The 22382-nt window shown below is 65.7% G+C and carries 20 protein-coding genes; 15 read left to right on the top strand and 5 right to left on the bottom strand.

Annotation, left to right across the window (positions count from 1 at the left end; genetic code table 11):
- The first annotated feature begins 45 nt into the window (after positions 1 to 45).
- From J3R73_RS18830 to J3R73_RS18785, 10 genes are all read left to right on the top strand, one after another.
- Positions 46 to 1623, top strand: a complete 1578-nt coding sequence (locus J3R73_RS18830) for a DHA2 family efflux MFS transporter permease subunit (protein WP_307430201.1) — start codon at positions 46 to 48, stop codon at positions 1621 to 1623.
- 407 nt (positions 1624 to 2030) lie between these two features.
- Positions 2031 to 3146: a sugar ABC transporter substrate-binding protein gene (locus J3R73_RS18825; RefSeq protein WP_307430200.1), complete on the top strand. Its 1116-nt coding sequence runs from the start codon at positions 2031 to 2033 to the stop codon at positions 3144 to 3146.
- Entirely contained in the window at positions 3143 to 4720 is a 1578-nt protein-coding gene (locus J3R73_RS18820) for a sugar ABC transporter ATP-binding protein (RefSeq protein ID WP_307430197.1), read from the top strand. The genes J3R73_RS18825 and J3R73_RS18820 overlap by 4 nt, the downstream gene beginning before the upstream one ends.
- Before the next feature lie 11 nt (positions 4721 to 4731).
- The gene (locus J3R73_RS18815; RefSeq protein WP_307430194.1) at positions 4732 to 5742 is read left to right on the top strand and encodes an ABC transporter permease; all 1011 of its coding nucleotides are present in this window, start codon (positions 4732 to 4734) and stop codon (positions 5740 to 5742) included.
- A gap of 41 nt (positions 5743 to 5783) precedes the next feature.
- Positions 5784 to 6701 (top strand): allantoinase PuuE, encoded by a 918-nt coding sequence (locus J3R73_RS18810; RefSeq protein WP_307430191.1) that lies wholly within the window; start codon positions 5784 to 5786, stop codon positions 6699 to 6701.
- On the top strand, positions 6701 to 7177 hold the full coding sequence (locus J3R73_RS18805; protein ID WP_307430188.1) for an ureidoglycolate lyase: 477 nt from the start codon (positions 6701 to 6703) through the stop codon (positions 7175 to 7177). Before J3R73_RS18810 ends, J3R73_RS18805 begins: the two co-directional genes overlap by 1 nt.
- A gap of 372 nt (positions 7178 to 7549) precedes the next feature.
- Positions 7550 to 8623 carry a recombinase RecA gene (gene recA, locus J3R73_RS18800; protein ID WP_307430185.1) on the top strand — a complete coding sequence of 358 codons (1074 nt, stop codon included), beginning with the start codon at positions 7550 to 7552 and terminating at the stop codon, positions 8621 to 8623.
- A gap of 307 nt (positions 8624 to 8930) precedes the next feature.
- Positions 8931 to 11582, top strand: coding sequence for an alanine--tRNA ligase (gene alaS / locus J3R73_RS18795; protein ID WP_307430182.1), 2652 nt, complete (start codon positions 8931 to 8933; stop codon positions 11580 to 11582).
- 3 nt (positions 11583 to 11585) lie between these two features.
- Positions 11586 to 11777 carry a hypothetical protein gene (locus J3R73_RS18790; RefSeq protein WP_307430180.1) on the top strand — a complete coding sequence of 64 codons (192 nt, stop codon included), beginning with the start codon at positions 11586 to 11588 and terminating at the stop codon, positions 11775 to 11777.
- 45 nt (positions 11778 to 11822) lie between these two features.
- Positions 11823 to 12614, top strand: a complete 792-nt coding sequence (locus tag J3R73_RS18785; protein ID WP_307430177.1) for a dimethylarginine dimethylaminohydrolase family protein — start codon at positions 11823 to 11825, stop codon at positions 12612 to 12614.
- Positions 12615 to 12752: 138 nt separating this feature from the next.
- Here J3R73_RS18785 and J3R73_RS18780 read toward each other — a convergent pair whose 3' ends face one another.
- From J3R73_RS18780 to J3R73_RS18765, 4 genes are all read right to left on the bottom strand, one after another.
- Positions 12753 to 13490 (bottom strand): ABC transporter permease subunit, encoded by a 738-nt coding sequence (locus J3R73_RS18780; RefSeq protein ID WP_307430173.1) that lies wholly within the window; start codon positions 13488 to 13490, stop codon positions 12753 to 12755.
- Positions 13487 to 14035, bottom strand: coding sequence for an ABC transporter permease subunit (locus J3R73_RS18775; RefSeq protein ID WP_370879954.1), 549 nt, complete (start codon positions 14033 to 14035; stop codon positions 13487 to 13489). Before J3R73_RS18775 ends, J3R73_RS18780 begins: the two co-directional genes overlap by 4 nt.
- A 299-nt stretch (positions 14036 to 14334) precedes the next feature.
- Complete coding sequence (locus J3R73_RS18770) at positions 14335 to 15111, bottom strand: transporter substrate-binding domain-containing protein (RefSeq protein WP_307430167.1); 777 nt, start codon at positions 15109 to 15111, stop codon at positions 14335 to 14337.
- 77 nt (positions 15112 to 15188) lie between these two features.
- Entirely contained in the window at positions 15189 to 15989 is an 801-nt protein-coding gene (locus J3R73_RS18765) for an ABC transporter ATP-binding protein (RefSeq protein WP_307430164.1), read from the bottom strand.
- 152 nt (positions 15990 to 16141) lie between these two features.
- Between J3R73_RS18765 and J3R73_RS18760 the strand changes: the two genes are divergently transcribed.
- The 3 genes from J3R73_RS18760 (at position 16142) to J3R73_RS18750 (ending at position 19380) form a co-directional block, all read left to right on the top strand.
- Positions 16142 to 16843 carry a phosphatidylserine decarboxylase gene (locus J3R73_RS18760; RefSeq protein WP_307430162.1) on the top strand — a complete coding sequence of 234 codons (702 nt, stop codon included), beginning with the start codon at positions 16142 to 16144 and terminating at the stop codon, positions 16841 to 16843.
- Positions 16844 to 16854: 11 nt separating this feature from the next.
- Positions 16855 to 17670 carry a CDP-diacylglycerol--serine O-phosphatidyltransferase gene (pssA, locus tag J3R73_RS18755; protein WP_307437481.1) on the top strand — a complete coding sequence of 272 codons (816 nt, stop codon included), beginning with the start codon at positions 16855 to 16857 and terminating at the stop codon, positions 17668 to 17670.
- A gap of 273 nt (positions 17671 to 17943) precedes the next feature.
- Positions 17944 to 19380: an IS1182 family transposase gene (locus J3R73_RS18750; RefSeq protein ID WP_307427432.1), complete on the top strand. Its 1437-nt coding sequence runs from the start codon at positions 17944 to 17946 to the stop codon at positions 19378 to 19380.
- Positions 19381 to 19537: 157 nt separating this feature from the next.
- Here J3R73_RS18750 and tyrS read toward each other — a convergent pair whose 3' ends face one another.
- Positions 19538 to 20779, bottom strand: a complete 1242-nt coding sequence (gene tyrS / locus J3R73_RS18745) for a tyrosine--tRNA ligase (protein WP_307430159.1) — start codon at positions 20777 to 20779, stop codon at positions 19538 to 19540.
- An 80-nt stretch (positions 20780 to 20859) separates the two neighbouring features.
- Between tyrS and J3R73_RS18740 the strand changes: the two genes are divergently transcribed.
- Entirely contained in the window at positions 20860 to 21978 is a 1119-nt protein-coding gene (locus tag J3R73_RS18740) for an anhydro-N-acetylmuramic acid kinase (RefSeq protein WP_370880100.1), read from the top strand.
- On the top strand, positions 21975 to 22379 hold the full coding sequence (gene mce, locus J3R73_RS18735) for a methylmalonyl-CoA epimerase (protein WP_307430152.1): 405 nt from the start codon (positions 21975 to 21977) through the stop codon (positions 22377 to 22379). The genes J3R73_RS18740 and mce overlap by 4 nt, the downstream gene beginning before the upstream one ends.
- The last annotated feature ends 3 nt before the right edge of the window (positions 22380 to 22382 follow it).

Below are 22382 nucleotides of genomic sequence, written 5' to 3'. Positions count from 1 at the left end.
CCCGTCCCTGACATTCGAACATCACAACCTCCGGAGGGCATGGCGATGTCCCGTTCTGTCCAAGCTGCTTCACCGTCCGCCGACAAGGCCAGCCTGGCGACATGGATCGCCGTGCTCGCCGGCATGATCGGCGCCTTCATGGCGATCCTGAACATCCAGATCACCAATGCCTCCCTCCTCGACATCGAGGGCGGCATCGGCACCGGCGTCGACAACGGCGCCTGGGTGTCGACCTCCTATCTCATCGGCGAGATCGTGGTCATCCCGCTCACCGGCTATCTCAGCCAGGTCCTGTCCTTCCGCCGCTACATCATCGGCAGCACCTTCTTCTTCGCGCTGTTCTCGATGGCGTGCGCCTTCGCCCATGACCTCGGCACCATGATCGCCATGCGCGGCCTGCAGGGCTTCGCCGGCGGCGTGCTGATCCCGATGGCCTTCACCATGGTCGTCACCCGCCTGCCCAAGCCCCAGCAGCCGCTCGGTCTCGCCATGTTCGCGCTGGCCGTGACCTTCGCGCCCGCCATCGGCCCGACCATCGGCGGTTATCTGACCGAAAATTACGGCTGGCAAGCGATCTTCTTCATCAACACCGTGCCCAGCCTCGTCATGATCGTGGCGCTGCTGATGACACTGGAACGCGAGCCGATGCGCCTCGGCCTCCTGAAGGAGGGCGACTGGGCGGGCATCGCCACCATGACCATCGGGCTCTCCTCGCTGCAGACGCTGCTCGAGGAGGGCAACCAGGACGACTGGTTCGCCTCGGCCTTCATCGTTCGCCTCGCCGTCATCGCCGCGGTCTTCCTCACCGCGTTCATCTGGATCGAGCTCACGGTGAAGAAGCCGCTGGTCGACCTCCGACTGCTGCGCGGCCGCAATTTCGGCATCGGCACCCTCGCCAACGCGCTGGTGGGCTTTGCCCTGTTCGGCACCGTCTATGTGCTGCCGCAATATCTGGCGCAGGTGCAGGGCTACAATGCCGAACAGATCGGCGAGGTGCTGGCCTGGACGGGCCTGCCGCAGATCGTGCTGATCCCGCTGGTGCCGCGCCTGATGAAGACGTTCGACATCCGCTATATCGGCTTCGTCGGCGTCGCCCTCTTCGCCGCCAGTTGCTTCATGAATATCGGCATGTCGCTCGACTATTCCGGCGACCAGTTCTTCTGGCCGAACATCGTGCGCGCCATCGGGCAGGCGATGATCATCACACCCCTGACGGCGATCGCGACGCTCGACATCGCGCCCAAGGATGCCGCCAACGCTTCCGGCCTGTTCAACATGCTGCGCAATCTCGCCGGCGCCGTCGGCACGGCGACGCTGGCGACCATCATCACCAAGCGCGAGCAGTTCCATTCCAATATCATCGGCCAGTCCGTCACGCTCTACCGGCAGGAGGTGCGCGACAGGATCACGGCGATGACCGGCTATTTCACGGCGCACGGCGTCTCGGATCCGGCGCTGGCGCATCGCGAGGCCATCGCCGCGCTCGGCAGCACCGTCAAGCGGCAGGCGCTCGTGATGAGTTTCAGCGACACCTTCGCCGTCATCGGCGTCATGCTGGCGATCGCCGCCCTGTCGCTTCTCCTCGCCCGCAAGGGCCAGGCCGGGGCTGTCGCGGCGCACTGAAGCAGAACCCCGGCTGGCGCGGACGTCCCGTCCGTTGGGGGCCGAGATAAGGCGATTTTCGGCCCATAACAGTTCAGGATATGTCATTGCCGGGCTTGTCCCGGCAATCCAGCCGGGACGCCAGCCGTCATGCCGCACGAAGTCTGGATATCCGGGACAGGCCCGGGTAGGACAAATTCTGCCTCCTCCTCCTATCTCAGCACCTCTGGACGGGATGTCCCCGCAGCCGGGAGGAGCCTGCCGATTGGGCAAGTGCCTATCGGTTTGGCCTCCAAATTCATCAGCGCAATGGCCGCCGAAAAGCATTGCCATACCGACGATGGAAAAGCGCCGCTCCATCGCCGCGCCACCCTGGCACATAATTTGCTTTCCCCTGAATTTTGAATTCATTATGCAAGGGGATACGGATGAAATACGCCTCGGTCGCTCTGGCGGCTTCGATCGTCGCAGGCAGTTTCGGCCTGATCGCGGGTTCCTCGCCGGTCATGGCCGACGATCTGTCCTATTTCGAGAAGCAGCTCGAGCCCTATCGCGCCAAGCCCTCCTTCGTGGCGCCGGGGCCGAGCTTCGATGCGCCGAACTGCATGAAGGGCAAGTCGATCCTCAGTATCCCCGTCTCCAGCGCCAATCCCTTCACGGCGAATATCGAGAAGGCGATGCAGGCCGTCGCCAAGGATGTCGGCTTCAAGTTCACGACCTGGGAGAACCAGGGCCAGAGCTCGCAATGGGTCCAGGGCATGGACACCGCCCTTAACCAGAAGGTCAGCCTGATCGATCTGCTCGCCGGCTCCGACCCGCGCGTCCTCGTGCCGCAGGTGAAGGCGGCGCAGGCCGCCAAGATCCCCGTCATCGCCTCCCACTACAATGGCGTCGAGCAGACGTCGATCGTCAACGGCTTCGCCGACGGCGACGTGCCGATCGACTATTTCAAGGCCGGCTCGCTCCTCGTCGACTGGGCGATGGTGAGCACCAAGGGCAAGCTGAACGCGCTCGTGCTGATCGCCAGCGGCCCGCTCTCGACCGATTCCATGGTTGCCGGCATCAATGCCGAGCTCAAGCATTGCGACGGCTGCAAGACCAAGACGCTCAACTACACCGTGCCGGACTGGGGCACCCGCATCACCCCGGGCGTGCAGGCCGCGCTCCTCGCCGATCCGACCATCAACTACGTCATCGTCATCTATGACAGCATGGCGCAGTTCGTGGTTCCCGCCATCACCATCACCGGCTCGCAGGATCGCGTGAAGGTCGATGCCTTCAACGGCACGCCCTTCGTGCTCGGCCTCGTCCAGGCCGGCCAGGTCGAGATGGATATCGGCGAGAATCTCGACTGGATCGGCCATTCGATCCTCGATTCGGAAATGCGCCGGGTCTGCGGCCTGCCGCTGGTCTCGGACCCCAAGATCCCCTTCCTGATGTTCACCAAGGACAATGCCAAGGATGCCGGCACGCCGCCCCAGCTCTCGCAGGGCTATGGCGACGCCTATGTCAAGGGTTTCCACGATCTGTGGCAGCTGAAGTGAGCGAGGCCGTCGGAGGTGAGCCCGCCAGGCCGGCCGCCCGCCCCCAGGGGCTGCCCCTGGCGCTGCTCCTGACCGGCCTCACCAAGACCTTCGGCGGACAGCGCGCCCTGGACGACGCCTCGCTGGAGGTCGCCCAGGGCGAGGTCCACGGCCTGCTGGGGCAGAACGGCTCCGGCAAGTCGACCCTCATCAAGGTGCTGGCGGGCTTTCACGCGCCCGACCCGGGCGGACGCCTGACGATCTGCGGCACTGACGTACCGATGCCGCTCGCCCCCGGCGCCTTCCGGCGCCACCGCATCAGCTTCGTGCACCAGCATCTGGGCCTCATCCCGAGCCTGACCGTGCTGGAGAACATGCTGATCGGCCGGCTGGCGCACAGCCGCTCCCTGGCGATCAACTGGGGCCGCGAGCGCCGCGCGGCGGCGGCGCGCTTCGAATCCTACGGCGTGCCGCTCGATCCCGGCGCGACCCTCGCCGATCTTTCGCCGGTGCAGCGCGCCTTGCTCGCCATCATGCGCGCCACGGAGGAGATGCAGGGCGGGGAGGGCGAAGGCAATGGCCTGCTGATCCTCGACGAACCCACGCCCTTCCTGCCGCGCCGGGACGTCGACCAGCTTTTCCGCGTGGTGCGGGCGGTGGTCGCCGGGGGCGCCAGCGTCATCTTCGTTTCGCACGACGTCGACGAGGTGCTGGAGATCACCGACCGGGCGACCGTGCTGCGCGACGGCCGGGTGGCCGGGCGGCTGGTCACGGCGCGCTCCTCCAAGCAGGATTTCATCGAGGCGATCGTCGGCCGCCGTCTCGCACTGGCCGAGCGCCCGCCTGCGCCGCCCGCGGCTGCCGCGCCGCTCCTGACGGTGACGGGGCTTTCGGGCGGCACCATCGCCGGGCTGGACCTCACTGCGGCCGAAGGCGAGGTCGTCGGGCTCACCGGCCTCATCGGCTCGGGCTATGACGAAATTCCGTATCTGCTCTATGGCGCGCGGCCGGCGGCGGGCGCCCTCCGGCTCGGCGGCGACGATTTCGGCCTCGCCGGCTTCTCGCCGCGCGAGGCCATGGCCCGCGGCGTCGTCCTCATCCCCGGCGACCGCCCGAATGCCGGCGCGATCGGCGTGCTGCCGGTGTCCGACAATGTGACGATGCCCGTCCTCGGCACGCGCTTCCGGGGCTGGCGGCTCGACCGCGGCGGCATGGTGCGCCTCGCGCGGGAGCTGGGCGAGCGCTTCGACGTGCGGCCGCCCAATCCGCTGCTGCCGATGGCGGCCCTCAGCGGCGGCAACCAGCAGAAGGTGCTTCTGGCCAAGTGGCTGCAGCAGGCGCCCCGTCTCGTGCTCCTCGACGAGCCGACCCAGGGCGTCGACATCGGAGCGCGCCAGACGGTGTTCCGCCATATCGCCGATGCGGCCGCCGCCGGTGCGACCGTGCTCTGCGCCAGCTCCGACTACGAACAGCTCGCCGCCATCTGCAGCCGCGTGCTGATCTTTTCCGAGGGGCGCGTCGTCGCCACCCTGACCGGAAGCGACATAACCAAGGAGGCGATCGCGGAGCGAAGCCTCGGCGCCGCGGCGCGATGAAAGGCCCGTCCATGTCCAATACAGCCCAGAGCGAAGCGGTGTCCGCCAAAGCGGACGGGGCCGGCAGGAGACGCTTCTTCGGCAGGGTCGAGCAGTTCGGCCTCATCGTGGTCTGGCTGCTGATGATCGCCGTGTTCGGCTATCTCCAGCCCGACACCTTCCTCACCTGGGCCAATTTCTCCACCATCCTCGGCTCGCAGGCGGTGCTGGTCGTGGTGACGCTCGGCCTCCTGATCCCGCTCACCGCCAATGATTTCGACCTGTCGATCGCCTATACGATGACCATGTCGTCCATGCTCATCGCGGTGATGAACGTCAATATGGGCATCGGCATCGGCTGGGCGGTCGCCGCCGCGCTTCTTGCCGGCATCGTGATCGGCCTCGTCAACGGAGTGCTGATTACCGTCTTCCGCATCCACTCGCTCATCGTTACGCTCGGCGTCGGCACCTTCCTGCACGGCATGACGCTATGGATGAGCGATTCGATGACGATATCGGGGGTTTCGAACATCCTCATCAATGCCGTCATCGTGCAGCGCCTGTTCGGCATCCCGCTCGAATTCTACTACGCGATCGCCATCGCGCTGATCATCTGGTACGGGCTCGAATATACGGCCCCCGGCCGCCGCATCCTCTTCGTCGGGCGCGGGCGCGAAGTGGCGCGCCTGTCCGGCATCAACACCGATCGGGTGCGCATCGCTTGCCTCGCCGCCTCGGGCTTTCTCGGTGCGCTCGCCGGCGTGCTCTATACGGGCACGCAGGGCGCGGCGGACCCGGTCTCCGGCGTGTCCTATCAATTGCCCGCCTTCGCCGCCGCCTTCCTCGGCTCCACCTGCATCGTGCCGGGCCGCTTCAATCCCTGGGGCACGACGGTCGCGGTCTATTTCCTCGTCACCGGCATCACCGGCCTCGTCTTCCTCGGCTTCAGCTCCTTCATCCAGGAGATGTTCTACGGCGGGGCCCTGGTGGTAGCGGTGACGCTGTCGCAGCTCGTCCGCGGGCGGCAGGAGCAGCAGTTCTGATCCGCCTGCATCCAAGAAATCCCTGATCATCGGAGGCCAGGATGGCAATCTCGCTCGAACGCGACCTCATCGGCTATGGCGCGCACCCGCCCGACCCCAAATGGCCGAACGGCGCCCGCCTCGCGCTCAACTTCGTCCTGAATTTCGAGGAAGGCTCCGAATACAGCATCGGCGACGGCGACGGGCTCACCGATTCCGGCCTCGTCGAGATGCCGGGCTCGCCGGTGACGCGGGGCGAACGCGATCTCGCCGCCGAATCCATGTTCGAATATGGCAGCCGCGTCGGCTTCTGGCGGCTGATGCGCATCTTCGCCGAGCGCGACCTGCCGATGACGATCTATGCCTGCGCCCTCGCACTGGAGCGCAACCAGCCGGCGGCCGACGCCATCCGTGCGGCGGAGCACGACATCTGCTGCCATGGCTGGCGCTGGATCGAGCATTTCAAGCTCTCGGAGGCTGAGGAGCGCGAGCATATCCGGCTGGCGATCGAAAGCCTGGAGCGGACCGTCGGCGGACGGCCCCTCGGCTGGTATTGCCGCTACGGACCGAGCGTCAACACCCGCAGGCTGCTGATGGAGGAGGGCGGCTTCCTCTATGACAGCGACAGCTACAATGACGAGTTGCCCTATTACGTGCTGGCCGAAGGCAAGCCGCAGCTCGTCGTGCCCTACACGCTGACCAACAACGACGTGAAATGGGGCACGGCGAATTTCGGCACCGGCGAGGATTTCTTCACCTATCTGCGCGAGAGCTTCGATGTCCTCTACGACGAAGGCCGGACGGCGCCGAAGATGATGAATGTCGGCATGCATATGCGCCTGCTCGGCCATCCCGGCCGGGCCTCCGGGCTGATGCGCTTCCTCGACTACGTCAAGTCGAAGCCGGACGTGTGGGTCTGCAAGCGGCTCGACCTCGCCCACCACTGGCTGGAAAACCACCCCTACAAGGAGAGCGCCTGATGCCCGTCCTCAAGCTCGAGCCGGTCACGGCGGAAGCCTTCGCGCCGTTCGGGCAGATCCTGCCCGCCCGCCAGACCGGCGAGCCGCGCCTCGAGCTGATCGAGGAGCTGCAGAATCTGCGCGATACCGGCAAGGCCCGCCTCAGCCTCGCCGCCGTCGCGCCGAAGGCGCTGCCGCTCACCGCGGTGGAGATGGAACGCCATGTGTTCTCCTCGCAGGCCTTCATTCCCTATGATGGCCAGGGCTTTTTGGTGCTGGTGGCGCCGCACGGCGCCGACGGCCTGCCGGACGTGTCGGGCCTCAGGGCCTTCCGCTTTCCGGGCGATGTCGGCGTCAACTACCGCGCTGACACCTGGCACCACCCGCTGACCGCCCTCGACGGCCCGTCGCGCTTCGTGGTGCTCACCTTCGTCGACGGCACCGAGACGGACGAGCAATTCGTACCGCTGCCGGAGCCGGTGACGATCGAGGCGTGAGGGCAGGGGCAACGGAGCGCCGGCGCGCGGATGGGCCGGCATCCTTCTCGCCCGTGCGGGAGCAGGAGAAATCGCGCCATTTGCGGGCCGTTGAAACCCGCAGGGGCGGGATCGCCGCAATCGTCTCGGTCCTCGTCTCTCCGGATGCCGGCGTTCGGCGCTTGACTCCGGAGGAAGGTCGTCGCATCTCATGGGGAGAACAAAAATAGAACTTGCTCTGACAAGAACAAAAAGTGTACATGTTCCCATGTGCCGGGTGAGCGGATGATTCCTTTCAGTTCGGCATCAGCACGGTTCGTTCCCCGTTCGACAGTTGCGGGGCGGCCCGGCCGAGGTGACGAATCCATTCTCGCTTGGTAGGGAACAGGGCACATGAGTCAGACGCAGTTGCGCTTGGTCGAAGGAACTTCCATGGACAAGACGAAGGCGCTCGACGCCGCCCTTTCCCAGATCGAACGTGCCTTCGGCAAGGGTTCGATCATGCGGCTCGGCAAGAACACCAAGTCGATGGAAGTGGAGGCGATCCCGACCGGTTCGCTCGGCCTCGACATCGCGCTCGGCGTCGGCGGCCTGCCCAAGGGGCGGGTGATCGAGATCTACGGGCCGGAATCCTCCGGCAAGACCACCCTGGCGCTGCACAGCGTCGCCGAAGCGCAGAAGAAGGGCGGCGTCTGCGCCTTCATCGATGCCGAGCATGCGCTCGACCCGATCTATGCCCGCAAGCTCGGCGTCAATCTCGACGACCTCCTGATTTCGCAGCCCGACACCGGCGAGCAGGCGCTCGAGATCTGCGACACGCTGGTGCGCTCCGGCGCCATCGACGTCATCGTCATCGACTCGGTGGCGGCGCTGACGCCGAAGGCCGAGATCGAAGGCGAGATGGGCGATGTCCAGCCCGGCCTGCAAGCGCGCCTGATGAGCCAGGCTCTGCGCAAGCTGACGGCCTCGATCGGCCGCTCCAATTCCATGGTCATCTTCATCAACCAGATCCGCATGAAGATCGGCGTGATGTATGGCAGCCCGGAGACGACGACGGGCGGCAACGCGCTGAAATTCTATGCCTCCGTGCGCCTCGACATCCGCCGTATCGGCGCGATCAAGGACCGGGAGGAGGTCGTCGGCAACCAGACCCGCGTCAAGGTGGTCAAGAACAAGGTCGCGCCGCCCTTCAAGCAGATCGAGTTCGACATCATGTATGGCGAGGGCATCTCTAAGGTCGGCGAGCTCGTCGATCTCGGCGTCAAGGCCGGCGTGGTCGAGAAGTCCGGCGCCTGGTTCAGCCATGAGAGCCAGCGGCTCGGGCAGGGACGCGAGAATGCCAAGCAGTTCCTGAAGGACAATCCGGACGTCGCCAACAAGATCGAGAGTTCGATTCGCCAGAATGCCGGCCTGATCGCCGAGCGCATCCTCGACAATATCGACCCGGCCGAGGCGGACGAGGAGTAGGGCGCAGCCTTATTCGAGGGGGCGGGCAGACGCGCGATCGCGCCTGTCGGGGCGTGGGTTCCGGCCCCGGCGGATCGTGCTTCGGCGGCATGGCGCGGCATCGGCCTGGCGGTCCAGGCCAATCAAGCGGCCGCAGGAGGCTTTTGCCAGCGAAGGCGAGCCAAAAACCCGTCCGGCAGCCTCGCCGGACGGGTTTTTGACGTTTACTCTGCTCGACAGGCCGGTACGGCATCGCTACAACGCGCCACCACCATATTGATGCTGGCTCCCGGCGGGATCCGGCCAGCGGGAACAGGCATATCGAGCAATGAGCGGCGTCAACGAGATCCGGTCCACCTTTCTCGACTATTTTGCGCGCAACGGCCACGAGCCGGTGGCATCCTCCCCGCTGGTGCCGCGCAACGACCCGACGCTGATGTTCACCAATGCCGGCATGGTGCAGTTCAAGAATGTCTTCACCGGCGTCGAGAAGCGGCCCTATTCGCGCGCCGCGACCTCGCAGAAATGCGTGCGCGCCGGCGGCAAGCACAACGACCTCGACAATGTCGGCTACACCGCCCGCCACCACACCTTCTTCGAGATGCTGGGGAACTTCTCCTTCGGCGACTATTTCAAGGAACGGGCGATCGAGCTCGCCTGGAACCTGATCACCAGGGATTTCGGCCTGCCGAAATCCAAGCTGATGGTCACCGTCTATTCCGAGGACGACGACGCCTACGCGCTGTGGAAGAAGATCGCCGGTCTCTCCGACGACAAGATCATCCGTATCGCCACCTCCGACAATTTCTGGCGCATGGGCGATACCGGCCCCTGCGGCCCCTGCTCCGAGATCTTCTATGACCATGGCGAGCAGATCTGGGGCGGGCCTCCCGGCTCGCCCGATGCCGACGGCGACCGCTTCATCGAGATCTGGAACCTCGTCTTCATGCAGTTCGAGGAACTGGCGGGCGGCGAGCGCCTGGCGCTGCCGCGTCCCTCGATCGACACCGGCATGGGACTGGAGCGCATCGCGGCGGTGCTGCAGCACAAGCACAACAATTACGACATCGACCTCTTCCAGGCGCTGATCCGCGCCTCGGTGGATGCGATCGGCGTACCTGCGGACGAGGCGCATGTCGCCAGCCATCGCGTGATCGCCGATCACCTTCGGGCGTCGTCCTTCCTGGTCGCCGACGGCGTGCTGCCCTCCAACGAGGGCCGCGGCTATGTGCTGCGCCGCATCATGCGGCGCGCCATGCGCCATGCCTCGCTGCTCGGCGCCAAGGATCCGGTGATGTGGAAGCTGGTGCCGGCGCTGGTGCGCGAAATGGGCGCGGCCTATCCCGAGCTCGGCCGGGCGGAGACGCTGATCACCGAGACGCTGCAATTGGAGGAGACGAGCTTCCGCCGCACGCTGGAGCGCGGTCTCGGCCTGCTCGAGGCGGAGTCGAAGAAACTCGGCGACGGACAGGTCTTCTCGGGCGACGTCGCCTTCACGCTGTACGACACCTATGGCTTTCCGCTCGACCTCACGCAGGATGCCTTGCGCTCGCGCAACATCAGCGTCGACGAAGAGGCCTTCCACGCCGCGATGGCGCAGCAGAAGCAGCGGGCCCGCGCGGCGTGGGCCGGTTCCGGCGATGCGGCCACCGAGACCGTGTGGTTCGGCCTGCGCGAGGAACTCGGCGCCACCGAATTCCTCGGCTACGAGACCGAGACGGCGGAAGGCGTCGCCCTGGCCCTCGTCCGGGACGGCAAGGCCGTCGAGGCGCTGGAGCCGGGCGAGAGCGGCTTCCTCGTCCTCAACCAGACGCCGTTCTACGGTGAATCCGGCGGCCAGCAGGGCGATGCTGGACTCATCCATGGCGCCGGCGTCAAGCTGCACGTCACCGACACCCAAAAGAAGCTCGGCGACCTCTTCGTCCATGCCGTCACCGTCGACGAGGGCACGCTGCGGAAGGGCGCCGCGCTCGAGCTGGCGGTCGACCACAAGCGCCGCTCGGCCATCCGCGCCAACCATTCGGCGACGCATCTCCTGCACGAGGCGCTGCGCCTCACGCTGGGCGACCACGTCGCCCAGAAGGGCTCGCTGGTCGCGCCCGACCGGCTCCGCTTCGACTTCTCGCATCCCAAGCCGATCTCGGACGAGGAATTGCGGGAGATCGAAGACCTCGCCAACGAGATCGTGCTGCAGAACACCGAGGTGACGACCCGCCTGATGAGCGTCGACGACGCCATCGCCTCCGGCGCCCGCGCGCTGTTCGGCGAGAAATATGGCGACGAGGTGCGCGTCGTCGCCATGGGCGAGGGGCTGCCCGGCTCCAACAAGGCCTGGTCCGTCGAGCTGTGCGGCGGCACCCATGTCCGGCGCACCGGCGACATCGGCCTCATCCGCATCGTGTCGGAAGGCGCGGTGGCGGCCGGCGTGCGCCGCCTCGAAGCGATGACGGCGGAGGGGGCCCGCAAGCATCTGGTCGGCGAGAGCCGCCTGCTGCAGGGCCTGTCGGATCTGCTCCGCGTGCCGGTGCATGAAGCCGGCGAGCGCCTGACGACGCTGCTCGAGGAGCGCCGGAAGTTCGAGCGCGACCTCGCCGAGGCGCGCAAGAAGCTCGCCATGGGCGGAGGCGGCGGCGAGAGCGAGATCCGCATGGTCGGCGATGCCCGCCTGCTCGCCAAGGCGGTCACCGGCATCGATCTCAGGGACCTCAAGGCGCTGGCCGACGAGGGCAAGAAGCAGATCGGTTCGGGCGTCGTCGCCATCGTCGCCACCTCGGAGGACGGCCGCGCCGGCCTCGTCGTCGGCGTGACCGCCGATCTCACCGGGCGCTTCAACGCAGTCGATCTGGTGCGCAAGGGCTCGGAAGCGCTCGGCGGCAAGGGCGGCGGCGGTCGGCCGGACCTGGCGCAGGCCGGCGGCCCCGACGGCTCCCGGGCCAAGGAGGCGCTCGACGCCATCGCCGCCCACCTCGCAGAGGCCTGAGGCATGATGCCGGCACCCGAAACGCCGAACTGGATGCGGCCGCTCTGGGTGCGGCTCGCCCTCTGCCTGGCGCCCGCCGCCTGGGCGGCCGGCGAATTGTGGCACGGCAACCAGATGTGGGGCAGCCTGTTCGGCATCATTGCCGCCTATGGCGCCTGGATCTACATCGTCCGCTATCGCCCCCCGGAAGGGTAGGCGGTCCTGCCGGACGCCATTTCCGCTGATCTCGGGGGACGTTCCATGTCGGCTTTTCCGGTCTACGCCTTCGACAACGCCATCGTCCGCCTGCCGGCGACGAGCGTCGTGCAGGGCCTGCGCGCCGAGGACCGCGGCGCCCCGACCCATGAGGGGGTCGGCGCCGAGCATCGGGCCTATGTCGAGGCCCTCAGGCTGGCGGGCGTCGAGGTCGAGATCCTCCCGGCGCTGGAGGCCTTTCCGGATTCGATCTTCGTCGAGGATCCCGCGCTGGTCTTCGCCGAAGGCGCCATCCTGCTGCGTCCCGGCGCGCCCAGCCGTTTCGGCGAGACGGCGGCGATCGAGCCGGTGCTGCGGCGCCGCTTCGAGCGGGTGCTGTCGCTGCCCGGGCCCGGCTTCGCCGATGGCGGCGATGTCCTGGTGACGCTGCAGGCGGTGATGATCGGTCTTTCCGACCGCACCGACCGGCAGGGCGCCGAAGCGTTGGTCGCGTGCCTGGCCGAACTCGGCCGCCGCGGCGAGATCGTCACCACGCCGCCCGGCGTCCTGCACTTCAAGTCGGATTGCTCGCTGCTCGACGAGGGCACCATGCTGTCGACGGCCAGGCTCGCCGCGTCCGGCGTCTTCGCCGGCCTGCGCGTCCTCCACACGCCGGAGGGCGAGGAGGCCGGCGCGAACGCCCTGCGCGTCAACGAGCGCGTCCTCGTCGGCGAGGACTATCCGCGCACGGCGGCCCTGCTCGAGGCGGAGGGCTTCAGCGTGGTGCGGCTGCCGACGTCGCAGATCGCCAGGATCGACGCCGGCCTCTCCTGCATGTCGCTGCGCTGGCACGCTTGATCTGGGGCGGGACCGTCCCGCCCCAGTGCGCAGAGACCGATGCGACGGGAAGGGCGATCACCGGTCGCCCTCTTCCTTTCCCCTGCTCTCGGGGTCACCGAGACGGGCGATCGGTGATCGCCGCTCCACAGGCACCCGTCAGGGCGCGCGGCTCGTCTTGGCGAAGGAGGCTTCGAAGCGCCGGAAGGCCGCCTCGATCACCAGCGTGGTGAGGAGATAGCCGACGGCGACGGTCAGCAGCGGGGTATAGGTGATCGCTTCCCGCGAGCGGATGATGTTGATCTGGCCGAGCAGGTCCTGCACCGTCACCAGATAGGCGAGTGCCGTCGATTTCAGGCACAGCACGGTCTCGCCCGCGAAAGTCGGCATCATCGCCTGCATGGCGCGGGGCAGCCAGATGCGGCGCACGAGGCTGAAGCCGCGGAAGCCGAAGGCGCGGGCCGCCTCGAGTTCGCCGCGCGGCACCGACAGCAGGGCCCCCCGCATCACCTCGCCGACATAGGCGCCGACGCTAACGACGAGGGCGAAGATCACGTAATAATAGCCTTCCCGCAGGAACGGCCAGATGAAGCTGTGGCGGATGCCGGGAATGGCCGGAAACAGCGAGCCCAGGCCGACATAATAGATGAACATCTGCACGAGCAGCGGCGTACCGCGGATGATCGAAACGAAGGCCGTCGAGACCGCGTAGACGAACCTGTTGCGCGAGACCCGCCCGAAGCCGACGAGGATCGCGAAGGGATAGCCGAACAGCAGCGAGAAGAACAGCAGCTGCAGCGTGGTGATGAAGCCGGGAACGATGTTGCTGAACCAGTATTTCCCGATCCAGCCGAAATTGCCGAAGAACCAGGTCGACAGATCGATCGGCATGCTCATCCCAACCTCGGCATCCAGCGGCGTATACGGGCTTCGATGGCCTTGAAGAAGATGTTCGAGACCTGGGTGACGACGTAATACATGGCGCCGCACAGCATCAGGAACGGAAAATAGAGCTTGGTTGAGCCTGCCGCCTGCATGGCGGTGAAGGTCAGCTCGCTGTAGCCGACCGCGAAGATCAGCGCGGAATCCTTGAGGATCGACATCCACAGATTGGTCAGCCCGGGCAGGGCGTAGGGCACGATCAGAGGAAGGATGATGCGGCGGAAAAGGCTGAAGCCGTGCAGGCCATAGGCCCTCGCCGCCTCGATCTGGCCCTTGGGCAAAGCGAGCACGGCACCGCGCAGGATCTCCGAGGCATAGGCGCCGAGCACGATGCCCAGCACGGCGATGGCGGCGAATTTGCCGGAGATGTCGACCGTGCTCCAGCCGAGCCGATCCATCAGCGCATTGAGGGCCGTCTGGCCGGCATAGAACAGGATCAGGATGAGGAGCACTTCCGGGACGGCCCGGCAGATGGTCGAATAGGCGTTGGCGAGGAGCACGGCCCAGCGCAGGCCGCGGAGTTTCGTCCAGGCCACAAGCCCGCCGATGGCAAGGCCGGTGATGTAGCCGCCGATCGAGATCTGGAGGGTGATGACGAGGCCGCCGAGCAGCGCGACGCCCCAGCCGGCCTGCAATTGGCCCAGAAATGTGTTCACGCCGGCTCCCGCCTATCGAGGGATCGTCCCGCCGGAAGACGGGACGACGCATGCCGGGCCCGTCCCGGCGACGGAACGGCCCGGGGAGCCCGGCTGCCGGCACGCGCATGGATGCGCGCCGGCGCCGGCTCGATCATGCCAGCTCATTTCGGCGGGGTGCCGACCTCGTATTTGAAGTACTTCTTCTCGATCGTCGCATATTCGCCGCTCTTGTAGACGGCGGTGATGCCGGTATCGAGCTTGGCCTTCAGCGCGGTGTCTTCCTTGCGGACGCCGCCGCCCACGCCGCCCTCGAAGATCGGGTCCTTCGGAAAGTTCTTGGTCTCGCAGCACTTGCCGTCATTGCCGGCGAGGAAGTCGTCGAGGGCCGCGGCATCGGCGAGCACGAGATCGAGGCGCCCGGCCGCGAGGTCGGCATTGGCGGCGTCCTGCGTGGCGTAGGTCTTGATGTTCGCGTCGGGATAGGCCTTCTGGACATAGGTCGCGTGGATCGTGCTCACCTGCACGCCGATGGCCTTGCCCTTGAGGCCGCCGGGGCTGAAGTCGAACGTGTCGTCCTTGTTGGCGATGAATTCCGCCGGTGTGTTGTAATACGGGATGGTGAACAGGATCTGCTGCGCGCGTTCGGGCGTGATCGTCATCGAGGCCCAGATCACGTCGATCTTCTTGGACTGCAGCGCGGGAATGATGCCGTCCCAGGCGGTGGCGACGATCTCGCAGTCGAGCTGCGCGGCCTTGCACACGGCCCTGGCGAGATCGACTTCGAAGCCGGCCCATGTGCCGTCGGCCCCCTTCGAGGCGAAGGGCGGATAGGGCTCGGCGGCGACGCTGACCTTGATCGGATCGGCATGCGCGCTCGCGAGCGCCGATCCGAACAGGATCGCGGCGGCTGCCAGCAATTTGGCATCGAGAAACTTCATTTGCAGGTCCCCTGCGGTTGGTTGGTCGTTATTCTTGATTCGGCGCTTCTGCGCCTTCCGGGTCGTCCCGTGCGGCCTCAATGGTCGCGTGGCCTCACGAATTGGCGGCATCTCTCGCTTTCGGGAGAGCCGAATACCTTCTGCGGCGTGCCTTCCTCCTCGACTGTGCCGTTGTGCAGGAACATCACATGGTTGGCGACATCGCGGGCGAACGCCATCTCATGCGTCACCACGATCATGGTGCGGCCTTCGGCGGCCAGGTCGCGGATGACGCGCAGCACCTCGCCGACGAGTTCGGGATCCAGCGCCGAAGTCGGCTCGTCGAACAGCATGACCCTGGGCTCGATCGCCAGCGCGCGGGCAATTGCCGCACGCTGCTGCTGGCCGCCCGACAGGAAGGCGGGGTAGACGTCCTTCTTGGCGTAGAGGCCGACCTTCCTGAGCAATTCCTCGCCGCGGGCGATCGCCTCGGCCCTGGGCTGGCCAAGCACATGCACCGGCGCCTCGATCACGTTTTCGAGGACCGTGCGGTGCGCCCACAGGTTGAAGCTCTGGAAGACCATGCCGAGGCGGCTGCGGATGCGCTGGAGCTGGCGCTGGTCCGCCACCTGCATCGTGCCATCCGACGTACGGTTCAGCCTGATTTCTTCGTTCCCGATGAGAATCCGGCCGGAATTGGGAATTTCCAGCAGGTTGGTGCAGCGCAGCAGCGTGCTTTTGCCCGAACCCGAAGCGCCGATCAGGGCGATGACGTCGCCCTCATGGGCCGTGAGCGAGACGCCTTTCAGCACCTCCAGCAGGCCGAACCTCTTGTGGATATCGTCGAGCTCGACGACGGGCATCCGATTGGCTCCGTCCTGCACGGCTCCGTCACGCATTCAGATCCTCATCCGTCGGCCGCCCGCCTGCCTCGAACTGTAGCAGCCATTTTGGATCGCACAAGATGCAGGCAACATTGTTCTCAGTTCCGTCGCGCTCTGGCCTTTACGCGCTGTTTGGGCTACCGCTGCAGTGCCAGCGAGATGTGTCTATGTCGATAGTTTCTTCCGTCCGGAAAATCCTCGTCCCGATCAACCGCGAAGGGTATCCCTTCCTGGCGATCGCTGCGGTCGCCACGCTGATCGCGCTGATCTGGCTGCCGGGGTGGGTCTTCTGGCCGTTCCTCATCATCACGGTGTGGGTCGCCTATTTCTTCCGCGATCCCGCGCGGGTGACGCCGGTACGGGCGGGCCTCGTGGTCGCGCCGGCCGACGGTATCGTCAGCCAGATCGCCCATGCCTTGCCGCCGCCCGAGCTCGGCCTGGCCGGTCACGCGCTGCTGCGCGTCTCGATCTTCATGAACGTCTTCGATTGCCACGTGAACCGCAGCCCGGTGACGGGCACCATCACCCGCATCGCCTACAAGCCCGGCAAGTTCCTGAGCGCCGACCTCGACAAGGCGAGCGACGACAATGAGCGCAACGGCTTCATCATCGAGACCGGCGCCAGCCGCTACGGCGTCGTCCAGATCGCCGGCTTGGTCGCGCGCCGCATCGTCTGCTGGACCAGCCAGGGCGAAAGCGTCGTGGTGGGCCAGAGGCTGGGAATGATCCGCTTCGGCTCGCGTGTCGACGTCTACCTGCCGGAGGGCGTCAGGCCGCTCGTCGGCATCGGGCAGAAGACGGTGGCGGGCGAAACCATCCTGGCCGACGCCCAGTCGGTCATTCCGCAACTCACCCATCGCGTCGGTTGACGACGGCCATGATGGACCCGCTGTTTCCGCCATTCCAGCCCGACAAGCCGGACCCGAGGGGAACGAGGTTCCGCGCCATCCCGCTGCGCGTCCTCATTCCCAACGTCATTACCCTGATCGCGCTGTGCGCGGGCATGACGGCGATCCGCCTGGCGATCGAAGAGCGGCTCGAACTCGCCGTCGGCTGCATCGTGGTGGCGGCCCTGCTGGACGGCGTCGACGGCCGGGTGGCGCGCTACCTGAAGGGGACGTCCCGCTTCGGCGCCGAGCTCGATTCCCTCGCCGACTTCGTGAATTTCGGCGTGGTGCCGGCGCTGGTCCTGTATTTCTGGGGCCTGCACGACCTCAAATCGCTCGGCTGGATCGGCTCGCTCGTCTTCGCCATCTGCATGGTGCTGCGCCTCGCGCGCTTCAACGTGACCATCAACGATCCGAACCGGCCGGCCTATCAGACCAACTTCTTCACCGGCATGCCGGCGCCGGCGGGCGCGTGCACCGTGCTGCTGCCGATCTATCTCGATTTCCTCGGCCTGCATCACGAGCGGGTCTTCGCGCCGCTCGAACTCGCCTATGTCTTCCTGATCGCCTTCCTGATGGTGTCGACCATCCCCACCTTCTCCGGCAAGAAGCTCGGCACCCGCGTGCCCCGGGAGTGGGTGCTGCCGATCTTCGTGGCCGCCGTCGCCCTGGTGATGCTCCTCGCCTTCTACCCCTGGGAGACGCTGACCGCGATCACGGCGATCTATCTCGCCACGATCCCCTTCGGCGTTCTCCATTACCGGCGCCTGGCGCGAGCTTATCGGGCGGAGCATCCGGCGGAAGAGTAAACCCGGGGGCGCGGACGTTTCGTTCAGAAGGGGTTGGGAAAGACGGCTAAGCTTCCTTCTCCCGTTTGGGAGAAGGTGCCGGCAGGCGGATGAGGGTCTAAGCCTTAGTGAACAAAGCTCGACGAAACTTCGCCCAAATTGTTGAGCTCCAGACCCTCATCCGGCACTTCGTGCCACCTTCTCCCGCTCCAGGCTGTGTGAAAACCCGTCCGAGCGATTCCCAAAGTACTTAGAATATGCTGTAATGTTATTCTACAGTATCGGAGGATCATTATGGCACATGTTGTTGGAGAATCGCGCTATCAACGATCTCTGGTGGCTTCGAGCCTTGATGAGATTGTTTGTGGTGATCATCCGGTGCGTGTCATCGATGCCTTTGTCGATGGCCTTGATTTGAATGGGCTGAAATTTTCGAAAGTCGAAGCCGAAGCAACAGGCCGGCCGCCCTATCGGCCTGCCGATCTACTGAAGCTGTACGTCTATGGTTACCTGAACCGTATACGCTCCAGCCGCAGCCTCGAACGGGAAGCCGTGCGCAATATCGAGGTACAATGGTTGGTCAACCGCGTGACGCCTTCCTTCAAGACGATTGCCGATTTCCGCAAGGAGCATGTCGAGGCGATCATAGGGGTGTGCCGATCCTTCATCCGGTTCTGCCGTGGCCAGTCCCTGTATGGTGGAGAGCTGGTAGCTCTAGACGGAACCAAGATCGAAGCCGTTGCCAGTCGCAAGAAGGTGATCACGCCCAAGGAACTGGAGAAGCGGATGGCCAAGCTCGACGCTCGGATTGCCGATCATCTGAAGGCGATGGATCAAGCCGATCGCGAGGAGGCCGCGGCCGAGGCTCAAACCAGACCGGAGGATGTCGCCAAAGCCCTTGCGAGCCTGCGTGTGCGACGCGAGGAGATCCAGGCCCAGGCCCGGGATCTGGCTGCCGCGGGGCTCAGCCAGAAGGTGATCGGCGAGGACGAGGCACGCCTGATGAAGACAGCCCGCCACGGCCATCAGGTTGCCTACAATGCCCAGAGCGTCGTGGATGACAAGCATGGCCTGATTGCGCAGTTCGACTTGATCAACGATTGCAACGATCAGGCCCAGCTCCTGCCGATGGCTCAGGCGGCCAAGGAGGCGCTGGAGGTGGAAAGCCTCGCCGTGGTCGCCGATACCGGCTATTCCAATGGCGAGCAGGGCGAGGCCTGCGCATCGGCGGGCATCACGGCTGCGGTTCCTCGCCAAAAGACCGTCAATGCCAGGAATGGCGACCTCTTCAGCCGCGAGGCCTTCTCCTATGATGCGGCCAGCGACAGCTGGACCTGTCCCGCGGGAGAGATCCTCTCGCTTCGTTGCATCTCCCAGACCGAGCAGGAGAAGCGCTACTCGACCACAGCCTGCGGCGGCTGTGCCCTGAAACCCAAATGCACCAAGGCTCAGAGCCGGCAGATCACGCGCCACCTTTATGAGGACGCTCGCCAGGCCATGCATCGGCGCACCATCGAGAACCCGACCCTGATGAAGCAGCGGCGCCAACTGGCAGAGCATCCCTTCGGCACCATCAAATGGATGCTGGGCTATCCCCGCTTCCTGCTGCGAGGCCTCCAGAAGGCAAAAGCTGAACTGGCTCTCGCCGTCCTGGGCTTCAATCTCAAGCGGGTTACCGCAATCCTGGGCATTCCAGCCCTCCTGGAAGCCCTCAAAGCAAATCCACTATGAAATCAATCTTCCTCGCCCACAGGTTCCGGACACAATCCAAGACTGCGCGGAGTTCTCGCACAGCCTGGCTCGGGAGAAGGAATATCGTGCCATTTTCTGTTGACTCGGCACCCGTGTCCGAGAACGTCCGCATGACTGCGGAAATGAGTCACGCCTATCACGCGGGCCGAACCAACACGTGACGCTTCCTCCCAAGCGAGAGCTTGATCACTCCGCTACCAGTCAAGTCTTCCAAGGTGAGCGTGGCCTTGGGATCGGTTACGATTTGATCGTTGATCTTGAGGCCGCCATTGGCAATTTGCCGCCGCGCCTCGCTTGTCGAATTCACTAAGCCAACCATTACAAAAGCTGTATTTGCACTCATGCCCGTTGTCAGATCGGTGAGTATGAAGCTCGGCAGGTCTTCGGCCAGCGCGCCTTCCTCGAAGGTCTTGCGCGCCGTCTCCTCGGCGGCCAGCGCCTTGTCCCGGCCATGAACCAGTGCCGTCGCCTCGGTGGCGAGGCGCTTCTTGGCTTCGTTGATCTCCGAGCCGCCCAGCGCCGCCAGCCGCGCGACCTCGTCGAGCGGCAGCGTGGTGAACAGCCTGAGGAAGCGCTCGACGTCGGCATCCTCGGTGTTGCGCCAGTACTGCCAGTAGTCGTAGGCCGAGAGCATCTCCTCGTTGAGCCAGACGGCGCCGGAGGCGGTCTTGCCCATTTTGGCGCCGGAGGAGGTGGTCAGGAGCGGGCAGGTGAGGGCGTAGAGCTGCGGCGTTCCCATGCGGCGGCCGAGATCGATGCCGTTGACGATGTTGCCCCACTGGTCCGAGCCGCCCATCTGCAGCACGCAGTCGTAGCGCCGCGAAAGCTCCACGAAATCATAGGCCTGCAGGATCATGTAGTTGAACTCGATGAAGGAGAGTTCCTGCTCGCGTTCGAGCCGCATCTTCACCGAATCGAAGGAGAGCATGCGGTTGACCGAGAAATGACGGCCGATGTCGCGCAGCATCTCGATATAATTGAGCTTGGTCAGCCACTCGGCGTTGTCGACCATGACGGCCTCGCCGCCGTCGAACCGGACGAACTTCTCGAACACCTTCTGGATGCCGCGCTTGTTCTCCTCGATCTGGTCGAGCGACAGGATCCGCCGCGTCTCGTCCCGCCCCGACGGATCGCCCACCCGCGTCGTGCCGCCGCCCATCAGGGTGATCGGCCGATGGCCCGTCTGCTGGAACCAGTGCAGCATCATGATGGAGATCAGCGAGCCGATATGGAGCGAGCCCGCCGTGCAGTCATAGCCGACATAGGCCGTCAGCCGGCCCTTGGACGCCGCTTCGTCCAGCCCCTCGATATCAGAGCATTGGTGGATATATCCGCGCTCGGTGAGGATGCGCAGGAAATCGGATTTTAACGCAGTCATGATAGAGGCTTTCATCGGCGAAGATTGCCGCCGCGTCTATCAGGTTTGTCGCCCTTTTGGTACAGTGAAGCATGAAGTCGATGATGACGGCGCTGGGACTGATGTCCGGAACCTCGATGGACGGCATCGACGCCGCCCTGATCGAGACCGACGGCGAGGGGCAGGTGGTGATGGGGCCATCCCTGTCGCTGGCCTACAGCCATGACGAGCGTGATCTGTTGCGGCGGGCTCTGGCCGACGCCCTGCCCATGGAGAGGCGCACCGAGCGGCCCGGCGGCCTCGCGGCTGCCGAGAGGCTGGTCGGCCGTCGCCATGCGGATCTGGTCGGCGACTTCCTGCGGACCCACGCTCTCGCCCCCGACGATATCGACATCGTCGGCTTTCACGGCCAGACGGTGCTGCACCGCCCGCTTCTGCGCCTGACCGTGCAGATTGGAGACGGACAGGCGCTGGCCGACGAGATCGGCATTCCCGTCGTTCACGACATGCGTGCCGCCGACGTCGCGGCCGGCGGGCAGGGCGCGCCGCTGGTCCCCGCCTATCACCACGCGCTGGTGCAAGCCGCCGGTCTCGGCGGGCCGGTCGCGGTGCTCAATCTCGGCGGCGTCGGCAACGTCACCTATCTCGACGGCGCCCAGGATCCGATCGCTTTCGACACCGGCCCGGCCAATGCGCTGATCGATGACCTCATGCTCGAGCGCACCGGGGCGGCCATGGACAAGGACGCCGGTTATGCGCTGGCAGGCCATGCGGACGAAGCAGTCCTCGCGCATCTGATGGCGCATCCCTATTTCGACGAGAAGCCGCCGAAATCGCTCGACCGCAACGCCTTCTCAAGAGAAGCGGTGGCCTCGCTTTCCACCGAGGATGCCGCGGCGACGCTGGCCGCCTTCACCGCCAGGAGCGCCGCGGCGAGCCGGCGCTGGCTGCCGCGGCCGCCGGCATTGTGGGTGGTCTGCGGCGGCGGCGCCCGCAACCCGGCCATCCTGGACTTCCTGCGCCGGGAGACCGGCGCGGGCGTCCGGACGGCGGACGATGTCGGCTGGTCGGCGGCGATGATGGAAGCGCAGGCCTTTGCCTATCTGGCGGTGCGCTCGCTCAAGGGCCTGCCGCTCACCTTTCCCTCGAGCACCGGCGTTCCCCGCCGGCTGACGGGCGGCGTGCTGGCGAGACCGCTCCGCAATCGTCTCAGCGCATGATCGGCCGCCTGAACCACGTCGCCATCGCCGTCCGGGATCTCGATCGGGCCACTGCGCTGTATCGCGACGTGCTGGGGGCGACAGTATCGGCGCCGCTCGCACAGCCCGATCATGGCGTCACGGTGGTGTTCGTCACGCTGCCCAACACGAAGATCGAATTGCTGCAGCCCCTTGGGGAGGCTTCGCCGATCGCCCGCTTCCTCGACAAGAATCCGGATGGCGGCCTGCACCATGTCTGCTACGAGGTGGACGACATCCTGGCGGCCCGCGACCGGCTGAAGGCCGGCGGAGCGCGCATCCTCGGCGACGCCGAGCCCCGGATCGGCGCACACGGCAAACCCGTGCTGTTTCTGCATCCGAAGGATTTTTCGGGAACCCTGATAGAACTGGAGCAGGCTTAGATC

Source organism: Labrys monachus, from assembly GCF_030814655.1.
GTDB classification, from domain to species: Bacteria; Pseudomonadota; Alphaproteobacteria; order Rhizobiales; family Labraceae; genus Labrys; species Labrys monacha.
The sequence above is the reverse complement of the archived record's forward strand: the minus strand, read 5'-3'. Positions and strand labels throughout refer to the sequence as shown.

Bases quoted from the DNA above. Each gene is read 5' to 3' on its own strand.
- J3R73_RS18750 (WP_307427432.1), top strand. From the start codon at position 17,944: ATGGCACATGTTGTTGGAGAATCGCGCTATCAACGATCTCTGGTGGCT.
- J3R73_RS18760 (WP_307430162.1), top strand. From the start codon at position 16,142: ATGTCGATAGTTTCTTCCGTCCGGAAAATCCTCGTCCCGATCAACCGC.
- J3R73_RS18830 (WP_307430201.1), top strand. From the start codon at position 46: ATGTCCCGTTCTGTCCAAGCTGCTTCACCGTCCGCCGACAAGGCCAGC.
- recA (WP_307430185.1), top strand. From the start codon at position 7,550: ATGAGTCAGACGCAGTTGCGCTTGGTCGAAGGAACTTCCATGGACAAG.
- J3R73_RS18815 (WP_307430194.1), top strand. From the start codon at position 4,732: ATGTCCAATACAGCCCAGAGCGAAGCGGTGTCCGCCAAAGCGGACGGG.
- J3R73_RS18790 (WP_307430180.1), top strand. From the start codon at position 11,586: ATGATGCCGGCACCCGAAACGCCGAACTGGATGCGGCCGCTCTGGGTG.
- J3R73_RS18780 (WP_307430173.1), bottom strand. From the start codon at position 13,490: ATGAGCATGCCGATCGATCTGTCGACCTGGTTCTTCGGCAATTTCGGC.
- alaS (WP_307430182.1), top strand. From the start codon at position 8,931: ATGAGCGGCGTCAACGAGATCCGGTCCACCTTTCTCGACTATTTTGCG.
- J3R73_RS18805 (WP_307430188.1), top strand. From the start codon at position 6,701: ATGCCCGTCCTCAAGCTCGAGCCGGTCACGGCGGAAGCCTTCGCGCCG.
- J3R73_RS18770 (WP_307430167.1), bottom strand. From the start codon at position 15,111: ATGAAGTTTCTCGATGCCAAATTGCTGGCAGCCGCCGCGATCCTGTTC.
- J3R73_RS18785 (WP_307430177.1), top strand. From the start codon at position 11,823: ATGTCGGCTTTTCCGGTCTACGCCTTCGACAACGCCATCGTCCGCCTG.
- mce (WP_307430152.1), top strand. From the start codon at position 21,975: ATGATCGGCCGCCTGAACCACGTCGCCATCGCCGTCCGGGATCTCGAT.
- J3R73_RS18765 (WP_307430164.1), bottom strand. From the start codon at position 15,989: ATGCGTGACGGAGCCGTGCAGGACGGAGCCAATCGGATGCCCGTCGTC.
- J3R73_RS18825 (WP_307430200.1), top strand. From the start codon at position 2,031: ATGAAATACGCCTCGGTCGCTCTGGCGGCTTCGATCGTCGCAGGCAGT.
- J3R73_RS18810 (WP_307430191.1), top strand. From the start codon at position 5,784: ATGGCAATCTCGCTCGAACGCGACCTCATCGGCTATGGCGCGCACCCG.
- pssA (WP_307437481.1), top strand. From the start codon at position 16,855: ATGGACCCGCTGTTTCCGCCATTCCAGCCCGACAAGCCGGACCCGAGG.
- tyrS (WP_307430159.1), bottom strand. From the start codon at position 20,779: ATGACTGCGTTAAAATCCGATTTCCTGCGCATCCTCACCGAGCGCGGA.
- J3R73_RS18740 (WP_370880100.1), top strand. From the start codon at position 20,860: ATGATGACGGCGCTGGGACTGATGTCCGGAACCTCGATGGACGGCATC.